The sequence below is a fragment of the Ruegeria sp. CK3 genome, from assembly GCF_056536565.1.
The window spans coordinates 365,620-381,298 of sequence record NZ_JBQFPV010000001.1 but is presented as its reverse complement, the minus strand read 5'-3'; the positions used below and the strand labels follow the sequence as shown (position 1 = coordinate 381,298).

Sequence of the window (15,679 nt, the reverse complement as noted above, 5' to 3'; positions counted from 1 at the left end):
GCTTATGGCAGTAGGTATCTTTGATTCCGGTTTGGGCGGTCTGACCGTCCTGAACGCCGCGCAGCAACGGCTGCCCGACGTGGATTTCCTGTATTACGCGGACAGTGCGCATGCGCCTTATGGCGTGCGCGATGCCGAGGATATCTATCAGCTGACCCGAAAGGCGGTTTACGACCTGTGGGATCGCGGCTGCAATCTGGTGATTCTGGCCTGCAATACCGCCAGCGCGGCTGCCCTGCGTCGGATGCAAGAGGAGGGCGTGCCGGAGGGCAAACGCGTTCTGGGGGTCTTTGTCCCCTTGATCGAGGCGCTGACCGAGCGGCAATGGGGCGACAACTCGCCTCCACGAGAAGTTGCCGTCAAGCATGTGGCCTTGTTTGCAACGCCCGCCACAGTCTCCAGCCGCGCCTTCCAGCGGGAACTGGCGTTTCGCGCGATTGGTGTGGATGTCGAGGCACAGGCCTGCGGCGGCGTTGTCGATGCCATTGAAGACGGAGATTTGATTCTGGCCGAGGCACTGGTGCGAAGCCATGTGGATGCGTTGAAACGCAAGATGCCCGAACCTCAAGCTGCCATTCTCGGCTGTACGCACTACCCATTGATGGCCGAGACGTTTCAGGCCGCTCTGGGTGCGGATGTTCAGGTGTTCAGCCAGGGCGATCTGGTGGCCGAAAGCCTGGCCGATTATCTAGAACGCCATCCGACCATGCTGGGTGAAGGGGAAGGTGGCTATCTGACCACCGGCAAGCCCGGTTTTGTCAGTGATCGGGCGACACAATTCCTCCGACGACAAATCTCGTTTGAGGCGGCCTGATTTAGGTCAAGGACGCCTCCCTTCCGATTTTCTAAATCCAAGACCGTCACAGTGGCGGTCATGATATGTGACACATGCAAAGAAGAGGTCTGACATGACCCATAAAATCGCAATTCTGGGCGCCTCGGGCTATACTGGCGCTGAACTGGTGCGTCTGATCGCCGAACACCCGAACATGGAGATCGTGGCTCTGGCGGCGGAACGTAAGGCGGGCCTGTCGATGGCACAGGTTTTCCCGCATCTGCGCCATATTTACCTGCCGGATCTGTGTAAGATTTCTGAGATCGACTTTTCCCAGATCGACCTGTGTTTCTGCGCTTTGCCGCATAAAACCAGTCAGGAAGTGATCCGGGACCTGCCGAAGAATCTGAAGATCATCGACCTTTCAGCCGATTTCCGGCTGCAGGACGCCGATGAGTATAAAAAATGGTACGGCAACCCGCATAGCGCGTTGGAGCAGCAGGAAGAGGCGGTTTATGGCCTTACCGAGTTCTATCGTGACGACATTCGGACCGCACGGCTTGTGGCCGGTACGGGCTGCAACGCGGCAACCGGACAATATGTGCTGCGGCCGCTGATTTCGGCTGGGGTTATTGATCTGGACGACATCATCCTCGACCTGAAATGCGCCGTTTCGGGCGCTGGTCGGTCGTTGAAAGAAAACCTGCTGCATGCGGAACTGAGCGAAGGCGCGAATGCCTATGCCATCGGTGGCACGCACCGGCATTTGGGCGAATTCGATCAGGAGTTTTCGAAACTGGCCGGGCGCACGGTGCATATCCAATTCACACCGCACCTGATCCCGGCGAACCGGGGTATTCTGGCAACCTCCTACGTGAAGGGCGACCCGCAGAGCGTTTACGAAACGCTGGCAAAAGTCTATGCTGAAGAGCCTTTTATCGAGGTTCTGCCGATGGGCGAGGCGCCCTCGACCCACCATGTGCGGGGATCGAATTTCTGCCACATAGGTGTTGTTGCGGACCGGATCGAACGGCGCGCGATTGTGATCGCCGCTTTGGATAACCTGACAAAAGGTAGCAGCGGGCAGGCCTTGCAGAATGCCAACCTGATGTTAGGTGAGGATGAAACCCGAGGGCTGATGATGGCCCCCTTGTTCCCGTGAGGACGGCATGAAAACGCTCAAGAAACGTCGTCGAGTTCAGATCATTCTGGTGGCCGTAGCGGCCCTGGCGGTGTCGACGGCGTTGATTGGGTATGCAATGCGCGATGGCATCAACTTCTTCCGCTCGCCCAGCCAAGTGATCGCAGAGCCGCCCGCGCCGACCGAGGTGTTTCGAATTGGTGGTCTGGTCGAAGAGGGCTCGATCGTGCGGGGGCAGGGCGAAACGGTGCGCTTCGTGGTCACCGATGGCGGAGAGAGTGTTCCCGTGGCCTTTACCGGGGTTCTGCCGGATCTCTTCTCGGAAAATGAGGGCATGGTTGGGACGGGTCGCTACGTGAACGGTGTATTTGAAGCGACTGAAATCCTTGCTAAACATGATGAGACTTACATGCCGAAAGAGGTCATGGACGCCTTGAAAGAACAGGGCGTTTACAAGGATCCTGGCGAAAGCTGAACGCAGCTGCGCTGCGTGCCTCCGGCGGAGGTATTTTTGAACAGAAGAAGTAGGGGCGTTGCGTGCGGATGGCAGGCGGCGCTCTGTTTCGTTTGGGGTTGTTAAGGAGTTTGCAGGATCGTTCCCTCGACTGATGCAGGTGGGGGTCGTGATGCAGACGGTTCGACAGATTGCCGAAGAGATTGTACGTCGGGAAGGCGGGTTTGTGGATGATCCGGATGATCCGGGAGGAGCCACAAATTTCGGCGTGAACATTCACACGATGCGGCGTTTGAGCTTGGATTTGACGCGGGACGGGGTGGTTGATGCCGCGGATGTAAGGGTGCTCAGCCGCGCGCAGGCGGTTGATATCTTTGTGCAGCATTATTTTGAGAAACCGGGGATCGCCGCTTTGCCCGAGGCGATGCAGGCCAGTGTGTTCGACATGTATGTCAATGCGGGCGCGCAGGCAGTGCGCATTTTGCAATCGCTGTTGGTGAAGATGGGTTTTGGCGTTGTGGTGGACGGGGTTATCGGCCCACAAACCATAGGCGCCAGTCAGGACGCAGCGCACCCGAACCCGGTTCAGTTGCGGGACGCTTATGGGGTGGCGCGGCGGAACTATTACTTTCGGCTCGCAGATCGGCGTCCCGCGTCGCGAAAGTATGCGCGTACCCGTGCGGGCGGTAAAGGCGGTTGGATCAGACGGGCGGAAGAGTTCCTGTCTGATCGCTATCACTTGAGCGATGAGGCGTTTCAGAGGAGGGTTGCGAGATGGGATTGATCTCGGGTGTTTTGGGGTTCTTGTTCGGTGGCGGGCGCAACGTGGTGCGCGAAACCGTGGAGGTCTTTCGGGAAAACGCCGATTCGGGTGCCCAGCGCCGAATGGTGGCGCAAACTCAGGCCATGACACAGTTCGGGGCTGAATTTCAGAGACCACCCAAAGGAATGTTCGACCGGTTCATGGATGGGTTGAACCGTCTTCCGCGTCCGGCCTTGGCGCTGGGAACGTTGGGCTTGTTTGCAGCCGCCATGATCGATCCAATCTGGTTTTCGGCGCGAATGCAGGGGATCGCGCTCGTGCCCGAGCCTTTGTGGTGGTTGCTGGGTGTGATTGTCTCTTTCTATTTCGGGGCGCGGCATCAGGCGAAATCGCAGGATTTGCAACGCGAGATCTCAGGCGTGATGGCGCGGACTCCGACGGTTTTGGCTAATCTTGATGCGCTTGGAAATATGCGCGGTGACCGACCCGGTGTGGCAGATACGGGGCCGGATGCCCGCTTGTCGCAAGAGAGCTCGTTGGCTGATGTGAACCCGGCTTTAGAGGATTGGCGACGCGAGCGGGGCTAAGTTGCGACACTATGTGCCCAGAAATCAAACGAAAGTGGTTGGCGATTGCCGTGCCTCCGGCATATATCCTGCCCTATGGTTACAGAGCTAGGTCACTTCGCGCTAATCCTCGCCTTCTTCGTCGCTATCGTGCAAAGCGTGGTGCCCCTGATCGGGGCATCGAAACGCTGGGCTGGATGGATGGCGTTTGCGGAACCGGCGGCAATCTCACAATTCCTGCTGACGGCATTTTCCTTCGGAGCGCTGGTCTGGGCGTTCACTACGTCGGATTTCTCGCTGAGGATCGTGGTTGAGAACAGTCATTCGGCGAAACCTATGATCTACAAAATCAGTGGGACATGGGGGAACCACGAAGGCTCGATGCTGTTGTGGGTGCTGATTGTGACCCTATTCGGTGCGATGGCTGCGTTTTTTGGAGCTGGCCTGCCGCCGACGTTGAAAGCGCGGGTGTTGGCTGTGCAGTCGGCTGTGGCCGTGGCGTTCTTCGCCTTCATCCTGTTTACCTCGAACCCGTTCGACCGGCTGGCGATTGCTCCGTTCGATGGGCGAGACCTGAACCCGCTGCTGCAAGACCCGGGATTGGCGTTCCACCCGCCGTTTCTGTATCTGGGCTATGTCGGCCTGAGCATGGCGTTCAGCTTTGCCGTGGCCGCGTTGATCGAGGGACGTATTGATGCCGCTTGGGGCCGTTGGGTACGGCCGTGGACGCTGGCCGCTTGGGTGTTTCTGACCATCGGGATCGCGCTGGGGTCGTGGTGGGCCTATTATGAGCTTGGCTGGGGTGGCTTCTGGTTCTGGGATCCAGTCGAGAATGCCTCGTTCATGCCATGGCTGCTGGCGGCTGCATTGTTGCACTCGGCCATCGTCGTGGAGAAGCGCGAGGCGCTGAAGAGCTGGACAATCCTGCTAGCGATCATTGCCTTCGGGTTCTCGCTGATTGGGACATTTATTGTGCGCTCGGGGCTTCTGACCTCGGTACATGCCTTCGCAACAGATCCAGAGCGGGGCGTGTTCATTCTGTTGATCCTTGTGTTCTTTATCGGCGGTGCGCTGACGCTGTTTGCGGCGCGGGCGCAGGCGATGGAGGCGAAAGGCGTCTTTGGCATGGTCAGCCGTGAGAGCGCGCTGGTCGTGAATAACGTTCTGCTGGCCGTTAGCTGTTTCGTGGTGTTCGTAGGCACCATGTGGCCGATGGTTGCCGAGATGATGTTTGACCGGAAGCTCTCGGTCGGACCGCCGTTCTTTAACGCGGCCTTCACGCCATTCATGGTGCTGTTGGGGCTGGTCCTGCCGGTTGGCGCGATGTTGCCGTGGAAGCGCGGCAAACTGGGCAAGACAGCGTGGTCGTTGCGCTATGCGTTTGTGTTGGCTGTCGCCCTTGGCGTGCTGGTCTGGGCAATGCAGACGGGACGCAGTGCTTTGGGGCCAATTGGTCTGTTTCTGGGCGCATGGATCACCTTCGGCGCCGTTCTCGATTTGTGGAGCCGGACGGGACGCAACGGCAGCGTGAAACGCCTGTTCCGCTTGCCGGGGGCCGATTGGGGCAAGGCGGTTGCCCACACGGGTCTGGGTGTGACCATCTTCGCCATCGCCGGTCTGACCGCGTGGGAGGTTGAGGATATCCGCGTCGCCCAACCGGGTCAGCCTTTTGAGGTTGGCCAATTCACCTTGACGCTGGAGGATGTCAATCGCGTTCAAGGGCCGAATTATTTCTCGACCATGGCGGATGTGAAGGTGGAGACCAACGGGCGCATGGTCGGGACGCTGCATCCCGAAAAACGCGACTATCCGGTTGCGCGTATGCCCACCACCGAGGCGGCGATTGACTACCGGATCATGCGCGATCTCTATGTGGTGATCGGGGATCAACAGGCGGATGGGGGCTGGGTCTTGCGGACCTACATTAAACCCTTCGCCAACTGGATTTGGGCCGGATGCCTCATGATGGCTTTGGGCGGCGTCCTCAGCCTCTGCGATCGTCGATTCCGTGTAGCGGCTGGCGCACGCAAAGCGCCTTCGGCCGGAGTACCCGCAGAATGAAACGTCTGATCCTGATCCTTATGCTGTTGGCGGCGCCGGGATTTGCCGTGCAGCCCGACGAAGTTCTGGACGATCCGGTCCTGGAACAACGCGCCCGCGACCTCAGCACCGGGTTGCGCTGTCTGGTCTGTCGAAACGAGAGCATCGACGAAAGTAATGCCGATCTAGCGCGCGACCTGCGCTTGCTGGTACGCGAAAGGCTGGTGGCCGGGGATACGGATGAAGAGGCAATTGCCTTCATTGTTGACCGCTATGGTGAATATGTGCTGCTGAAGCCGACGGTTACGGGCTCGAACCTGATGCTGTGGCTAGCCGGGCCGATCATGTTGCTGATTGCGGCCGGTGTCGGCTTGGTCTTTCTGCGCAACCGCGCCAAGGCGCAAGCGCTGGGTGAAAGCGACGGGCTGAGCGACGCCGAAAAAGAGCGCCTGCGCCAAATTCTGAAAGACTGACGCGTGGTTCTGCTTTTCCTCGGCCTGTGAATGCGGCAGTGTCCGCTCACGCACAGGCGCGAGGGAGAGCTTTAATGGATTACGAAACGATCCTGCTGGACATCACGGACGGGCTGGCGGTGCTGACGCTGAACCGCCCCGACAAGATGAACGCGCTGACCACGCAGATGCGGGCCGAGATCACCCACGCGATGAAACACGCGGCCCGAAATGCGCGGTGCATCGTGTTGACCGGGGCCGGGCCGGCCTTTTGTTCCGGGCAGGATCTGGGTGATGCGTCCTCGACCGGAAAGATCGACCTGGAACGCTCGCTGCGCGATGAATACGAGCCGATGCTCGAGACCATCCATGACAGCCCCGTACCTACCATTGCCGCCGTCAATGGACCGGCTGCCGGGGCAGGGGCCAACCTTGCGCTCTGTGCAGATGTGGTGATCGCGACCGAGAGCGCTTATTTCCTGCAGGCCTTTTCCCGCATCGGTTTGCTGCCGGACGCTGGCGGCACATGGTTCATGCCGCGTCAGATGGGGCTGGCCAAGGCCATGGGGGCCGCGTTGTTTGCTGACAAGATCACTGCGCGCCAGGCCGATGATTGGGGGCTGATCTGGGAAGCGGTCGCCGATGGTGCATTTGATGCCCATTGGCGCAGCCGGGCTGCGCATTTGGCCCAAGGGCCGACGGCGGCCTATGGCGCGATCAAACAGGCGCTCCGCGGTACTTATGAGAAGACCTTGCCGCAGCAATTGGCGACCGAGGCACATTTGCAGGGTGAATGTGGACGCTCACGCGACTTCGCCGAAGGTGTGGTGGCCTTCATGGAAAAACGCCCCCCGAAATTCGAGGGGCGTTAACTCAGGCGCGGCGGCGGCGTCGGGCGCGGCGCTCAGGCGCGGCATCGTCGCCGGTACCATCCGAGGCGGATGAGAACGGTCCAAGCGCATCGGTGATCTGATCAAGCGTCGGGCGTGCGCCACGTTCTGTGCTGTCCAGCGCAGCACGCATTTTCTCAAGATGCGCGGACATGGTGCCACAGCAGCCACCGATAATCTTTGCACCTGCGTCGCGGGCCATCACGGCATAGTCGGCCATCAGATCAGGCGTGCCGTCATAGTGGATATGACCATCGACATATTTCGGAATTCCGGCATTGCCTTTCGAGATCAAGGGCCGCTCGGTCCCTTGCGCGGTGAACCCAAGTACAGTGCGCAGGATGTCCGACGCTCCGGTGCCGCAATTCGCGCCAAATGCAATCGGAGGGTTGGGCAGCGTTTCGACCAGAAGGGCCAGATCCGCCGAAGTGACACCCATCATTGTGCGCCCGGCAGTGTCAAAGCTCATGGTGCCGCACCAAGGCATATCGGCCAGAGCGAAGGCCTCGGCCGCTGCGCGGAATTCCTCGGGCGCGCTGATCGTTTCGACCCACAGAACATCGACGCCGCCCTCTTTGAGGGCCTCGGCCTGTTCATGAAATATCTCTACCGCCTCGGAATGCGACAGGCTTCCGACTGGCTCCATGATCTCACCGGTGGGACCGACCGAGCCGGCAACCACGATGGTGCGTCCGGATTTGTCCGCGACCTCACGACCCAACTCAGCACCAATGCGGTTCAGCTCACCAACGCGGTTCTGCGCATCATGCAGCTTGAGCCGGGCTGAGGTGCCACCGAAGGTATTGGTCAGAAACAGATCGCTGCCCGCATCGACCGAGCCCTGATACAGCGCGCGGATCTTGTCCGGCGCATCCACATTCCAAAGCTCGGGTGCGTCGCCCGATTGCAGACCCATGTTGAACAGATTGGTTCCGGTCGCACCATCGGCCAGAATGGCCTCCTTGGTCTCGAGAAGCTGGGTCAACGCGTTTGTCATGGGCTTGGTCCGACGTGTTTGGCGCAAAGCGCCAGTATGAATATGAGACGCCCCGTGTCTCATGACCGGGGCGTCAAATCAAATTCATATTACTCATGAAGATCATGAGGTGGCCGGTGGCTTAGTCCGTCTCGCTCATGACCTGAGCTTTGGCTTCGGGCAGAAGCTCAGCCATTTTGGCACGGATTTCGTCATCTGAGGATAGACCGCCCAGATCGGCAGAGACCTTGCGCACGACGTCTTCGTGACCTGCCTCTTCCATATCGGCGATCACGACGGTTTTGGCGTAGTCGTCCGCTTCAGAGCCGGTTTTCCCCAGCTTTGCCGCCGCCCAAAGGCCCAGCAGTTTGTTGCAGCGGGCCTGGGCCTTGAACTGCATTTCTTCGTCATGGGCAAACTTGGCTTCAAAGGCGTTTTCGCGTTCGTCGAACGTGGTCATTTTATTGGGACCTCATAGCGTGGACATTCCTCATCTAGATAAGAAACGAATTTCGGAATGTATAGCGAAAATGGGCCTTGCGCGACCAAATGCGCTGTGTTGCTGCACGCAGGCTTCGTTGGCAGGTCTTAAGGGTGCGCAATACCTATGAGGAACCTTTCGAAAGCGGATGCTCTGATGGAATGCAACCAGACAACTTGCGGGTTGGGGCGGGCTGTTCTATGAGGGCCGCAGCCGCGCGATCTGCGCGTATTGCCGATATGGAAGGGGCCCCGATGGCGCGTCGCAAGAAAATCTACGAAGGCAAAGCCAAGATTCTGTATGAAGGCCCTGAGCCGGGCACAATCGTGCAGTACTTCAAGGATGACGCCACCGCGTTCAACGCGGAAAAGAAAGACGTGATCGACGGCAAAGGCGTTCTGAACAACCGCCTGTCCGAGTTCTTCATGAATGGTCTCACTCAAATTGGTGTTCCGAACCACTTCATCCGGCGCCTGAACATGCGCGAGCAGTTGGTGCGGAATTGTGAGATTGTCCCCCTCGAAGTGATTGTGCGCAACTATGCCGCCGGTACGATGTCCAAACGTCTGGGCATTGCCGAGGGCACGCAGTTGCCGCGTCCGATTGTCGAATACTGCTACAAGGACGACTCTCTGGGTGATCCGCTGGTCACCGAAGAGCATATTGCGGCCTTTGGCTGGGCCAGCCAGCAGGACATGGACGATATCCTCAGCCTCGCACTGCGCGTGAACGACTTCATGAGTGGTGTCATGCTGGCCGTGGGCATTCGACTGGTTGATTTCAAAATCGAGATCGGCCGCGTATTCGATGGTGATTATCAGCGTCTGATCGTCGCTGATGAGATCAGCCCCGACAGCTGCCGCCTGTGGGATATCGAAACCGGCCAGAAGCTGGATAAGGATGTCTTCCGCCGCGATCTGGGTAACTTGACCGATGCCTATTCCGAGGTCGCGCGCCGCTTGGGTGTTCTACCGCAAAGCAATGTGACCAAGCCGACGCTAATCAACTGATCTCTGCATCTACCTGACGGAATTGCAAAGCGCCGCTCTCATCCGGGCGGCGTTTTTCGTACGAGCGCAGGGTATGTCGTTCGACCCGCAACACCCGTCCGGTCCGTTTTGGGTCACGCCCTTTCATAGCTTTTCAATCTTCGCCGCAAACAGGGTTGTCCCAAAGGCACAACCGCGCTATCCCCCGCGCAACGAAATGGGCCGGCGATCGTGGCCCTCAGGTGGAGTTGCGAAGATGAAGGCACGGGTGCATGTGATGCTCAAGAATGGGGTGCTGGACCCTCAGGGTGAGGCGGTCCGCCACGCATTGGGTGCCATGGGCTTTGATAAGGTCGAAGGTGTGCGCCAGGGCAAGGTCATTGATCTGGAACTCGCAGAAGGCGCGACCGAAGCGGACGTGACCGAGATGTGCGAAAAGCTGTTGGCCAACACTGTCATCGAACGCTACGAGATCGAACTGGTCTGATTGGATGCGGGCGGCGCGTTTGATCACCTATCGCCAGCCGCTGGAGCTGACCACCATTCCCGACCCTGAACCGGCCGAGGATGGCGTTGTCGTCCGAGTGCTGGCCTGTGGCGTCTGCCGATCAGATTGGCATGCGTGGTCGGGGTCGGACCCGGATGTGATCCTTCCGATGACTCCCGGCCACGAGTATTGCGGCGAGGTGGTTGCGGTGGGCAGCCGTGTCCGCCGTTGGAAGATCGGTGATCGGGTGATTGCGCCTTTCATTCTGGCCTGTGGTCATTGCCAGGACTGTGCCCAAGGCAACCAAACCACCTGTGCAGATCAGATCGTGCCGGGATTTACCTGTGATGGTGCTTTCGCCGAGTACATTGCGGTTGCGCATGCGGATGCCAATCTGACGGAATTGCCTGAGACACTCGCGCCCGAGATCGCGGCGGCGCTTGGATGTCGGGTCACGACCGCGTGGCAGGCGTTGGTTGGACGCGCGCAGTTGCAGGGCGGCGAATGGCTTGCCGTGTTCGGCGGTGGCGGAGTAGGCGTCTCAACCCTGTTGTTGGGCAAGGCGCTTGGCGCACGGGTGGTTGTCGTCGATATTTCGGAAGACAAGCTGAGCTACGCCAAATCTCTGGGCGCGGATGCGATTGTAAACGCGGCGACATGCGATGCGCCTGAAGCAGTGAAAGATATCACTGGCGGTGGTGCCCATGTGGCAATCGAGGCGCTGGGGATTGGAGCCACGACCGTGGCGTCGATGCGGTCCTTGCGCAAACTGGGCCGAATGGTTCAGATCGGCATGCCTGCGGGCGATCATGCGGCTATGACGCTGCCGATGGATGTGCTCTATTCCGGCCAGCTTTCTGTATATGGAACACGAGGGATGCCCAGTTGGCGCTATCCGTCGCTTCTGTCGCTGATCACGGGTTCAGATCTTGATCTCAGCCCGCTCGTGACACGACACGTATCTCTGAACCAGGTGAGTGAAGAACTTGCCGCTTTCGACGCTCCTGCACCTCCGGGTGTGGCGGTTGTCACTGATTTTACTTGCTAGGAGGGTCCGCCATGCGCGCAGCCGTCATCGTATTCCCCGGATCAAACTGCGACCGGGACCTTGCCGTAGCCTTTGAACAGGCCGGCTTCGCCGTTGACATGGTCTGGCACAAGGATGCCGCGCTGCCTGAGGGGGTCGACATTGTCGGCGTTCCCGGTGGCTTCTCTTATGGCGACTACCTGCGCTGTGGGGCCATCGCCGCACAATCGCCGATCTGCAAGGCTGTGGTCGATCATACCGAGCGTGGCGGTTATGCCGTTGGTATCTGTAACGGTTTCCAGATCCTGACTGAGACCGGGATTCTTCCCGGCGCGCTGCTGCGCAATGCCGGTCTGAAATACATCTGCAAGACGGTTGGCCTGAAGGTGGAAACCAGCGACAGTGCCTTCACGCAAGGCTACAATGCAGGCGACGTGATCGGCATTCCGATCGCCCACCATGACGGCAACTATTTCGCCGATGACGCCACCTTGTCCGCGCTGAAGGATCAGGACCGGATCGCGTTCACCTATACCGAGAATCCAAACGGGTCGGTCGGGGATATCGCGGGCATCTTGTCGGAAAACCGTCGCGTTCTTGGCATGATGCCGCACCCCGAACGCGCAGCGGATGAGGGGCATGGCGGTACCGACGGGACGGCATTGTTCCGCGCATTGTCCGGCGTTCTGGCCCCGGCGTGACTTGAGGTCGCCGCTCAGCCCGCGTAACTTTCGGGAATGAGTTCAGGCCTTCACTCGATCAAGGACAAAATGACCCGTCCATTTCGCGGCGCCCCGTTGGGGTGGCGGCTGCGGGTGGCCGTTATTTTGGTCCTTCTGACTGCCGTTGCGACGATCTGGGTGACGAACCGGTTGCTGACTGACCGGTTCACCGAGTCGACCCGCAACCGCGCCGAGCTGCGCCTAGCGTTATATTCCGGCAACCTCCTCAGCGAATTGCGACGCAACGCGATTGTGCCGCAGCTTCTGTCTCGGGACCCGACTCTGATCTCGGCGCTGCAATCCAGTGACTATCTGTTGTCCAGCCAACGGCTGATCTCTTTCGTTGAAGAGATCGGGGCAGCGTCCCTGATGCTGATGGATGGAGATGGCGTGACGGTGGCGGCTACTGATCGTAACCGCCTGCTCGAAGGGCATCGCAATGCGCCATATTTTGTGGACGCAATCCGCTCGAACGCGACGATATTTACGGTCAGCCCGCGCGAAACCGGCAACTACAGCTTTATCTACTCCCGCAGGATCGAGGCGAATTCCGAGATCCTCGGCGTGATCGTGGTAGAGGTTGACCTGCAGAAATTCGAACGCGCCTGGGCGGGGATTTCTGATGCCGTGCTGGTGCGAGACAGCACCGGCAACATCATTCTGTCGACCGAGCCGCAATGGCGTGGGCTGGACGAAAGCTCGGCCATGCTGCGGCAGACGCCGGAAAGTGCGATCCAGCGCGCGCTGAGGGCGACGGCCGACTGGTCTGCATTGCCGCCGGATGGTTATCTGGAAGGTGAGGCCGTCATTCGGCTTGAGACACGCATACCGTTCCGCGGTTGGCAAATGGCCTCGTTCACCACCTATGACTCAATCCGCGAGAAGGTGAACAGTGTCCTGGCGCTGGAAATCATGGGCTTTGCGATTCTCCTGGCGGCGGCGTTCTATCTGCTTAGTCGCCGCGCCGCTTCGCGCGTGGTTCTGTTCCAGCGCGAGTCGGCAGAGCTTCGCGCATTGAACGCAAGGCTACAGCGGGAAATCGCTGAGCGCGAACGGGTTGAAAAGACGTTGGATTTGGCGGAACAGACGCTTGCGCAAAGCTCGAAACTGGCGGCCTTGGGTGAGATGTCGGCGGCGGTAAGTCACGAGCTTAATCAACCTCTGGCTGCAATGAAAACCTACCTTGCCGGGGCGCGTTTGCTGCTGCGTAGAAACCGACCGGAAGAGGCCCTTGCCAGCTTTGGTCGCATTGATGGTCTGATCGAACGGATGGGCGCTATTACTCGGCAGCTGAAGTCTTACGCGCGTAAGGGGGCGGATGCGTTTTCGCCAGTAAACCTTAGCGAAGCGCTGGCCTCGTCGCTGTCGATGATGGAGCCTCAGCTGCGGCAGCGCCATGTTAAGATCACGCAGATCCTCCCCGAAGACCCTGTCATTGTGATGGGGGACCGGATGCGGATTGAACAAGTGATGGTCAACCTCTTGCGCAACGCGCTGGACGCCACCAAATCTGTAGCAGAGCCGGATGTCGAGATCATCCTGGCGGCGGGCGATATGGCGGTGCTGACCGTGCGCGACAACGGGTATGGTATTAAGGATATCGAGAGCCTGTTTGAGCCCTTCTACACCACCAAGCAACCTGGTGACGGGGTCGGGCTGGGGCTTGCTATCTCGTCGGGGATCGTAAACGACCATGGCGGACGGCTAACCGCACGTAACGGCCAGAAGGGTGGCGCGGTCTTCGAGATGCAACTGCCACTGGGAAGCGACGGCCTCCAGGCCGCTGAATAACACGAGGGAATAATATGGCACAGGCCATGAAAATCGCCATTGTCGATGACGAACAGGACATGCGCCAGTCGATCAGCCAATGGCTGGCACTGTCGGGATATGACACCGAGACCTTTGCCAGCGCAGAAGACGCGCTCAAGGTTCTGGGGCCGGATTATCCGGGGATCGTAATCTCGGACATCAAGATGCCGGGCATGGATGGCATTCAACTGCTGAAAAAACTGATGGGGGCCGATAGCACGCTGCCCGTTATCATGATCACCGGTCACGGCGATGTGCCGATGGCGGTTGAGGCGATGCGCGTTGGCGCATTTGATTTCCTGGAAAAGCCCTTCAACCCAGATCGCATGTCGGAACTGGCCAAACGCGCCAGCAACGCGCGGCGTCTGACGCTGGACAACCGCGCCCTGCGGCGCGAGTTGTCGGGTGGTACGCAGATCATGAACAAACTGATCGGCGCAAGCCCGGTGATGGAGCGTCTGCGTGAAGATATCCTCGATCTGGGACAGGCGGACGGCCATGTGCTGATCGACGGAGAGACGGGTACCGGAAAGACGCTTGTCGCACATGCTCTGCACGCGGTGGGCAGCCGCGCGGGCAAGAAATTCGTTCTGGTGTCCTGCGCGGCGCTTGAAGAAGAAGTGCTGTCGAAACGCCTGTTCGGCCCGATGATGCCCGAGGATGCGCAGCTTCCCGCGATTGAAGAGGCGCGCGGTGGCACGCTGGTGCTGGAAGACGTTGAAGCGTTGAGCGACACATTGCAGGCCCGCTTGCTGAGCGTGATGAACGAGCAGGGCACCCCTGCGGAAACGCGGATCGTCGCAATCTCGAACCTGCAAGAGGCCGGCAAGACCTCCGAAGACGTTCTGCGTCCGGACCTGTTCTACCGTCTGGCCGCTCTACGCATAACCATGCCGCCTCTGCGACAGCGAGGTGAGGATATCCTGACGCTGTTCACACGCCTTAGTGAGCAGTTCGCAGAGGAATATGGCTGCGACGCCCCTCAGGTCAGTGCGCAGGAAGCGGCGCAACTGTTGCAAGCCCCTTGGCCGGGCAACGTGCGGCAGTTGATCAACATTGCTGAACGCGCGGTGCTGCAATCGCGGCGTGGTTCCGGGACGATTGCGTCCTTGCTGATGTCCGATCACGAGGAAATGCAGCCGGTCATGACCACCGAAGGCAAACCCCTGAAGGAATACGTGGAAGCGTTCGAGCGGATGCTGATCGACAACACCATGCGCCGCCACAAGGGTTCGATCGCGTCGGTGATGGATGAGCTTTGCCTGCCGCGCCGGACGTTGAACGAGAAGATGGCCAAATACGGTCTGCAGCGGTCCGACTATCTTTAAGAACCATGCAGGCGCTTATTCAACGCTCCGATCACTCAGGTGGTCGGGGCGTTTTTTATGGTGAAAAGGCTCGCGCTGGGTTTTTGAACGTATCTTAAAGAGATTTTAACCCGTTATAGGGGAAATCTGTTATACTGCATTCACTTATCGTTGATGCAGATTTGAATCTAGCAGTGGCGTTCCTAGGTTAAACACTCAAATACGCGGGTGTTTGGTCCGCAAAAAAACCGGCGATGCGCCTAATTTGGAGACGTGTATGAAGCCCCTCTCGGCCCTTATTGTCGCTGCGACGATAGCGATGACTGGTCCGGCCTCGGCCGAGGACTGGACGGGGGCCTATGCGGGGTTCAGCTTTGGCTATGCGGATGCGGACGGGTCCGGCGGCGCAGGTGGCAACGATACCGTTTTCGGACCCCATGTCGGGTATGACCGCGATTTCGGCGCCTTCGTTCTGGGCGGTGAGCTGGAGTATAACCGCCTGTCCCTCAACCTTGGTCAGGATCAAGGCAGTGTAGATAGTATCACCCGGCTGAAGTTGCGGGGTGGGTATGATTTTGGCGCGGCAATGGGTTATGTCGTGGTCGGTGCGGCGCGTGTTGAAACCTCGGAAGAGAATGACACAGCGGCGGTTTATGGCATCGGCATTGCCTATCCCATCGGAGACAACTTCGTGATCAGTGGCGAAGCGTTGCGGCAGGATTTTGACGATGTCACCCGCTCGGGCGGTGGGTTGGACACGAATATCTTCAACCTGCGTACAACGTTCCGGTTCTAAG

The 15,679-nt window shown here is 59.2% G+C and carries 18 protein-coding genes; 15 read left to right on the top strand and 3 right to left on the bottom strand.

The window, feature by feature from the left end; all coding sequences use genetic code 11:
* The first annotated feature begins 4 nt into the window (after positions 1-4).
* From ACR0C3_RS01955 to ACR0C3_RS01920, 8 genes are all read left to right on the top strand, one after another.
* On the top strand, positions 5-814 hold the full coding sequence (locus ACR0C3_RS01955; protein WP_480756881.1) for a glutamate racemase: 810 nt from the start codon (positions 5-7) through the stop codon (positions 812-814).
* Positions 815-908: 94 nt separating this feature from the next.
* Entirely contained in the window at positions 909-1,937 is a 1,029-nt protein-coding gene (argC, locus tag ACR0C3_RS01950) for an N-acetyl-gamma-glutamyl-phosphate reductase (RefSeq protein WP_480756879.1), read from the top strand.
* 7 nt (positions 1,938-1,944) lie between these two features.
* A complete protein-coding gene (gene ccmE / locus ACR0C3_RS01945; RefSeq protein ID WP_170467093.1) occupies positions 1,945-2,391 on the top strand; it encodes a cytochrome c maturation protein CcmE in 447 nt (148 codons plus the stop codon).
* Between the two features lie 151 nt (positions 2,392-2,542).
* Positions 2,543-3,154, top strand: a complete 612-nt coding sequence (locus tag ACR0C3_RS01940; protein WP_480756877.1) for a holin-associated N-acetylmuramidase — start codon at positions 2,543-2,545, stop codon at positions 3,152-3,154.
* Positions 3,145-3,720, top strand: a complete 576-nt coding sequence (locus tag ACR0C3_RS01935; protein ID WP_480756875.1) for a holin family protein — start codon at positions 3,145-3,147, stop codon at positions 3,718-3,720. Before ACR0C3_RS01940 ends, ACR0C3_RS01935 begins: the two co-directional genes overlap by 10 nt.
* Before the next feature lie 75 nt (positions 3,721-3,795).
* Complete coding sequence (locus ACR0C3_RS01930) at positions 3,796-5,760, top strand: heme lyase CcmF/NrfE family subunit (RefSeq protein ID WP_480756873.1); 1,965 nt, start codon at positions 3,796-3,798, stop codon at positions 5,758-5,760.
* Positions 5,757-6,212, top strand: coding sequence for a cytochrome c-type biogenesis protein (locus ACR0C3_RS01925; protein ID WP_170467085.1), 456 nt, complete (start codon positions 5,757-5,759; stop codon positions 6,210-6,212). Before ACR0C3_RS01930 ends, ACR0C3_RS01925 begins: the two co-directional genes overlap by 4 nt.
* A 74-nt stretch (positions 6,213-6,286) precedes the next feature.
* The gene (locus ACR0C3_RS01920; protein ID WP_480756872.1) at positions 6,287-7,063 is read left to right on the top strand and encodes an enoyl-CoA hydratase-related protein; all 777 of its coding nucleotides are present in this window, start codon (positions 6,287-6,289) and stop codon (positions 7,061-7,063) included.
* Between the two features lies 1 nt (position 7,064).
* Here ACR0C3_RS01920 and bmt read toward each other — a convergent pair whose 3' ends face one another.
* A complete protein-coding gene (bmt, locus tag ACR0C3_RS01915) occupies positions 7,065-8,078 on the bottom strand; it encodes a betaine--homocysteine S-methyltransferase (protein ID WP_480756870.1) in 1,014 nt (337 codons plus the stop codon).
* Positions 8,079-8,199: 121 nt separating this feature from the next.
* Entirely contained in the window at positions 8,200-8,517 is a 318-nt protein-coding gene (locus ACR0C3_RS01910; protein WP_170548922.1) for a DUF1476 domain-containing protein, read from the bottom strand.
* A 275-nt stretch (positions 8,518-8,792) separates the two neighbouring features.
* Here ACR0C3_RS01910 and purC point away from each other — a divergent pair, with 275 nt between their 5' ends.
* Positions 8,793-9,548 (top strand): phosphoribosylaminoimidazolesuccinocarboxamide synthase, encoded by a 756-nt coding sequence (purC, locus tag ACR0C3_RS01905; protein ID WP_170467720.1) that lies wholly within the window; start codon positions 8,793-8,795, stop codon positions 9,546-9,548.
* Here purC and ACR0C3_RS01900 read toward each other — a convergent pair.
* Complete coding sequence (locus ACR0C3_RS01900; protein WP_480756869.1) at positions 9,541-9,675, bottom strand: hypothetical protein; 135 nt, start codon at positions 9,673-9,675, stop codon at positions 9,541-9,543. The genes purC and ACR0C3_RS01900 overlap by 8 nt on opposite strands.
* Before the next feature lie 108 nt (positions 9,676-9,783).
* Between ACR0C3_RS01900 and purS the strand changes: the two genes are divergently transcribed.
* From purS to ACR0C3_RS01870, 6 genes are all read left to right on the top strand, one after another.
* Positions 9,784-10,014, top strand: coding sequence for a phosphoribosylformylglycinamidine synthase subunit PurS (gene purS / locus ACR0C3_RS01895; RefSeq protein WP_170430345.1), 231 nt, complete (start codon positions 9,784-9,786; stop codon positions 10,012-10,014).
* Between the two features lie 4 nt (positions 10,015-10,018).
* Positions 10,019-11,062, top strand: a complete 1,044-nt coding sequence (locus ACR0C3_RS01890; protein ID WP_480756868.1) for a zinc-dependent alcohol dehydrogenase family protein — start codon at positions 10,019-10,021, stop codon at positions 11,060-11,062.
* Between the two features lie 11 nt (positions 11,063-11,073).
* Positions 11,074-11,742: a phosphoribosylformylglycinamidine synthase subunit PurQ gene (gene purQ, locus ACR0C3_RS01885; RefSeq protein WP_170467079.1), complete on the top strand. Its 669-nt coding sequence runs from the start codon at positions 11,074-11,076 to the stop codon at positions 11,740-11,742.
* A gap of 36 nt (positions 11,743-11,778) precedes the next feature.
* The gene (locus ACR0C3_RS01880) at positions 11,779-13,554 is read left to right on the top strand and encodes a sensor histidine kinase (RefSeq protein ID WP_480756867.1); all 1,776 of its coding nucleotides are present in this window, start codon (positions 11,779-11,781) and stop codon (positions 13,552-13,554) included.
* Between the two features lie 14 nt (positions 13,555-13,568).
* On the top strand, positions 13,569-14,903 hold the full coding sequence (locus tag ACR0C3_RS01875; RefSeq protein ID WP_170373631.1) for a sigma-54-dependent transcriptional regulator: 1,335 nt from the start codon (positions 13,569-13,571) through the stop codon (positions 14,901-14,903).
* Positions 14,904-15,159: 256 nt separating this feature from the next.
* On the top strand, positions 15,160-15,678 hold the full coding sequence (locus ACR0C3_RS01870; protein WP_170675993.1) for an outer membrane beta-barrel protein: 519 nt from the start codon (positions 15,160-15,162) through the stop codon (positions 15,676-15,678).
* The last annotated feature ends 1 nt before the right edge of the window (position 15,679 follow it).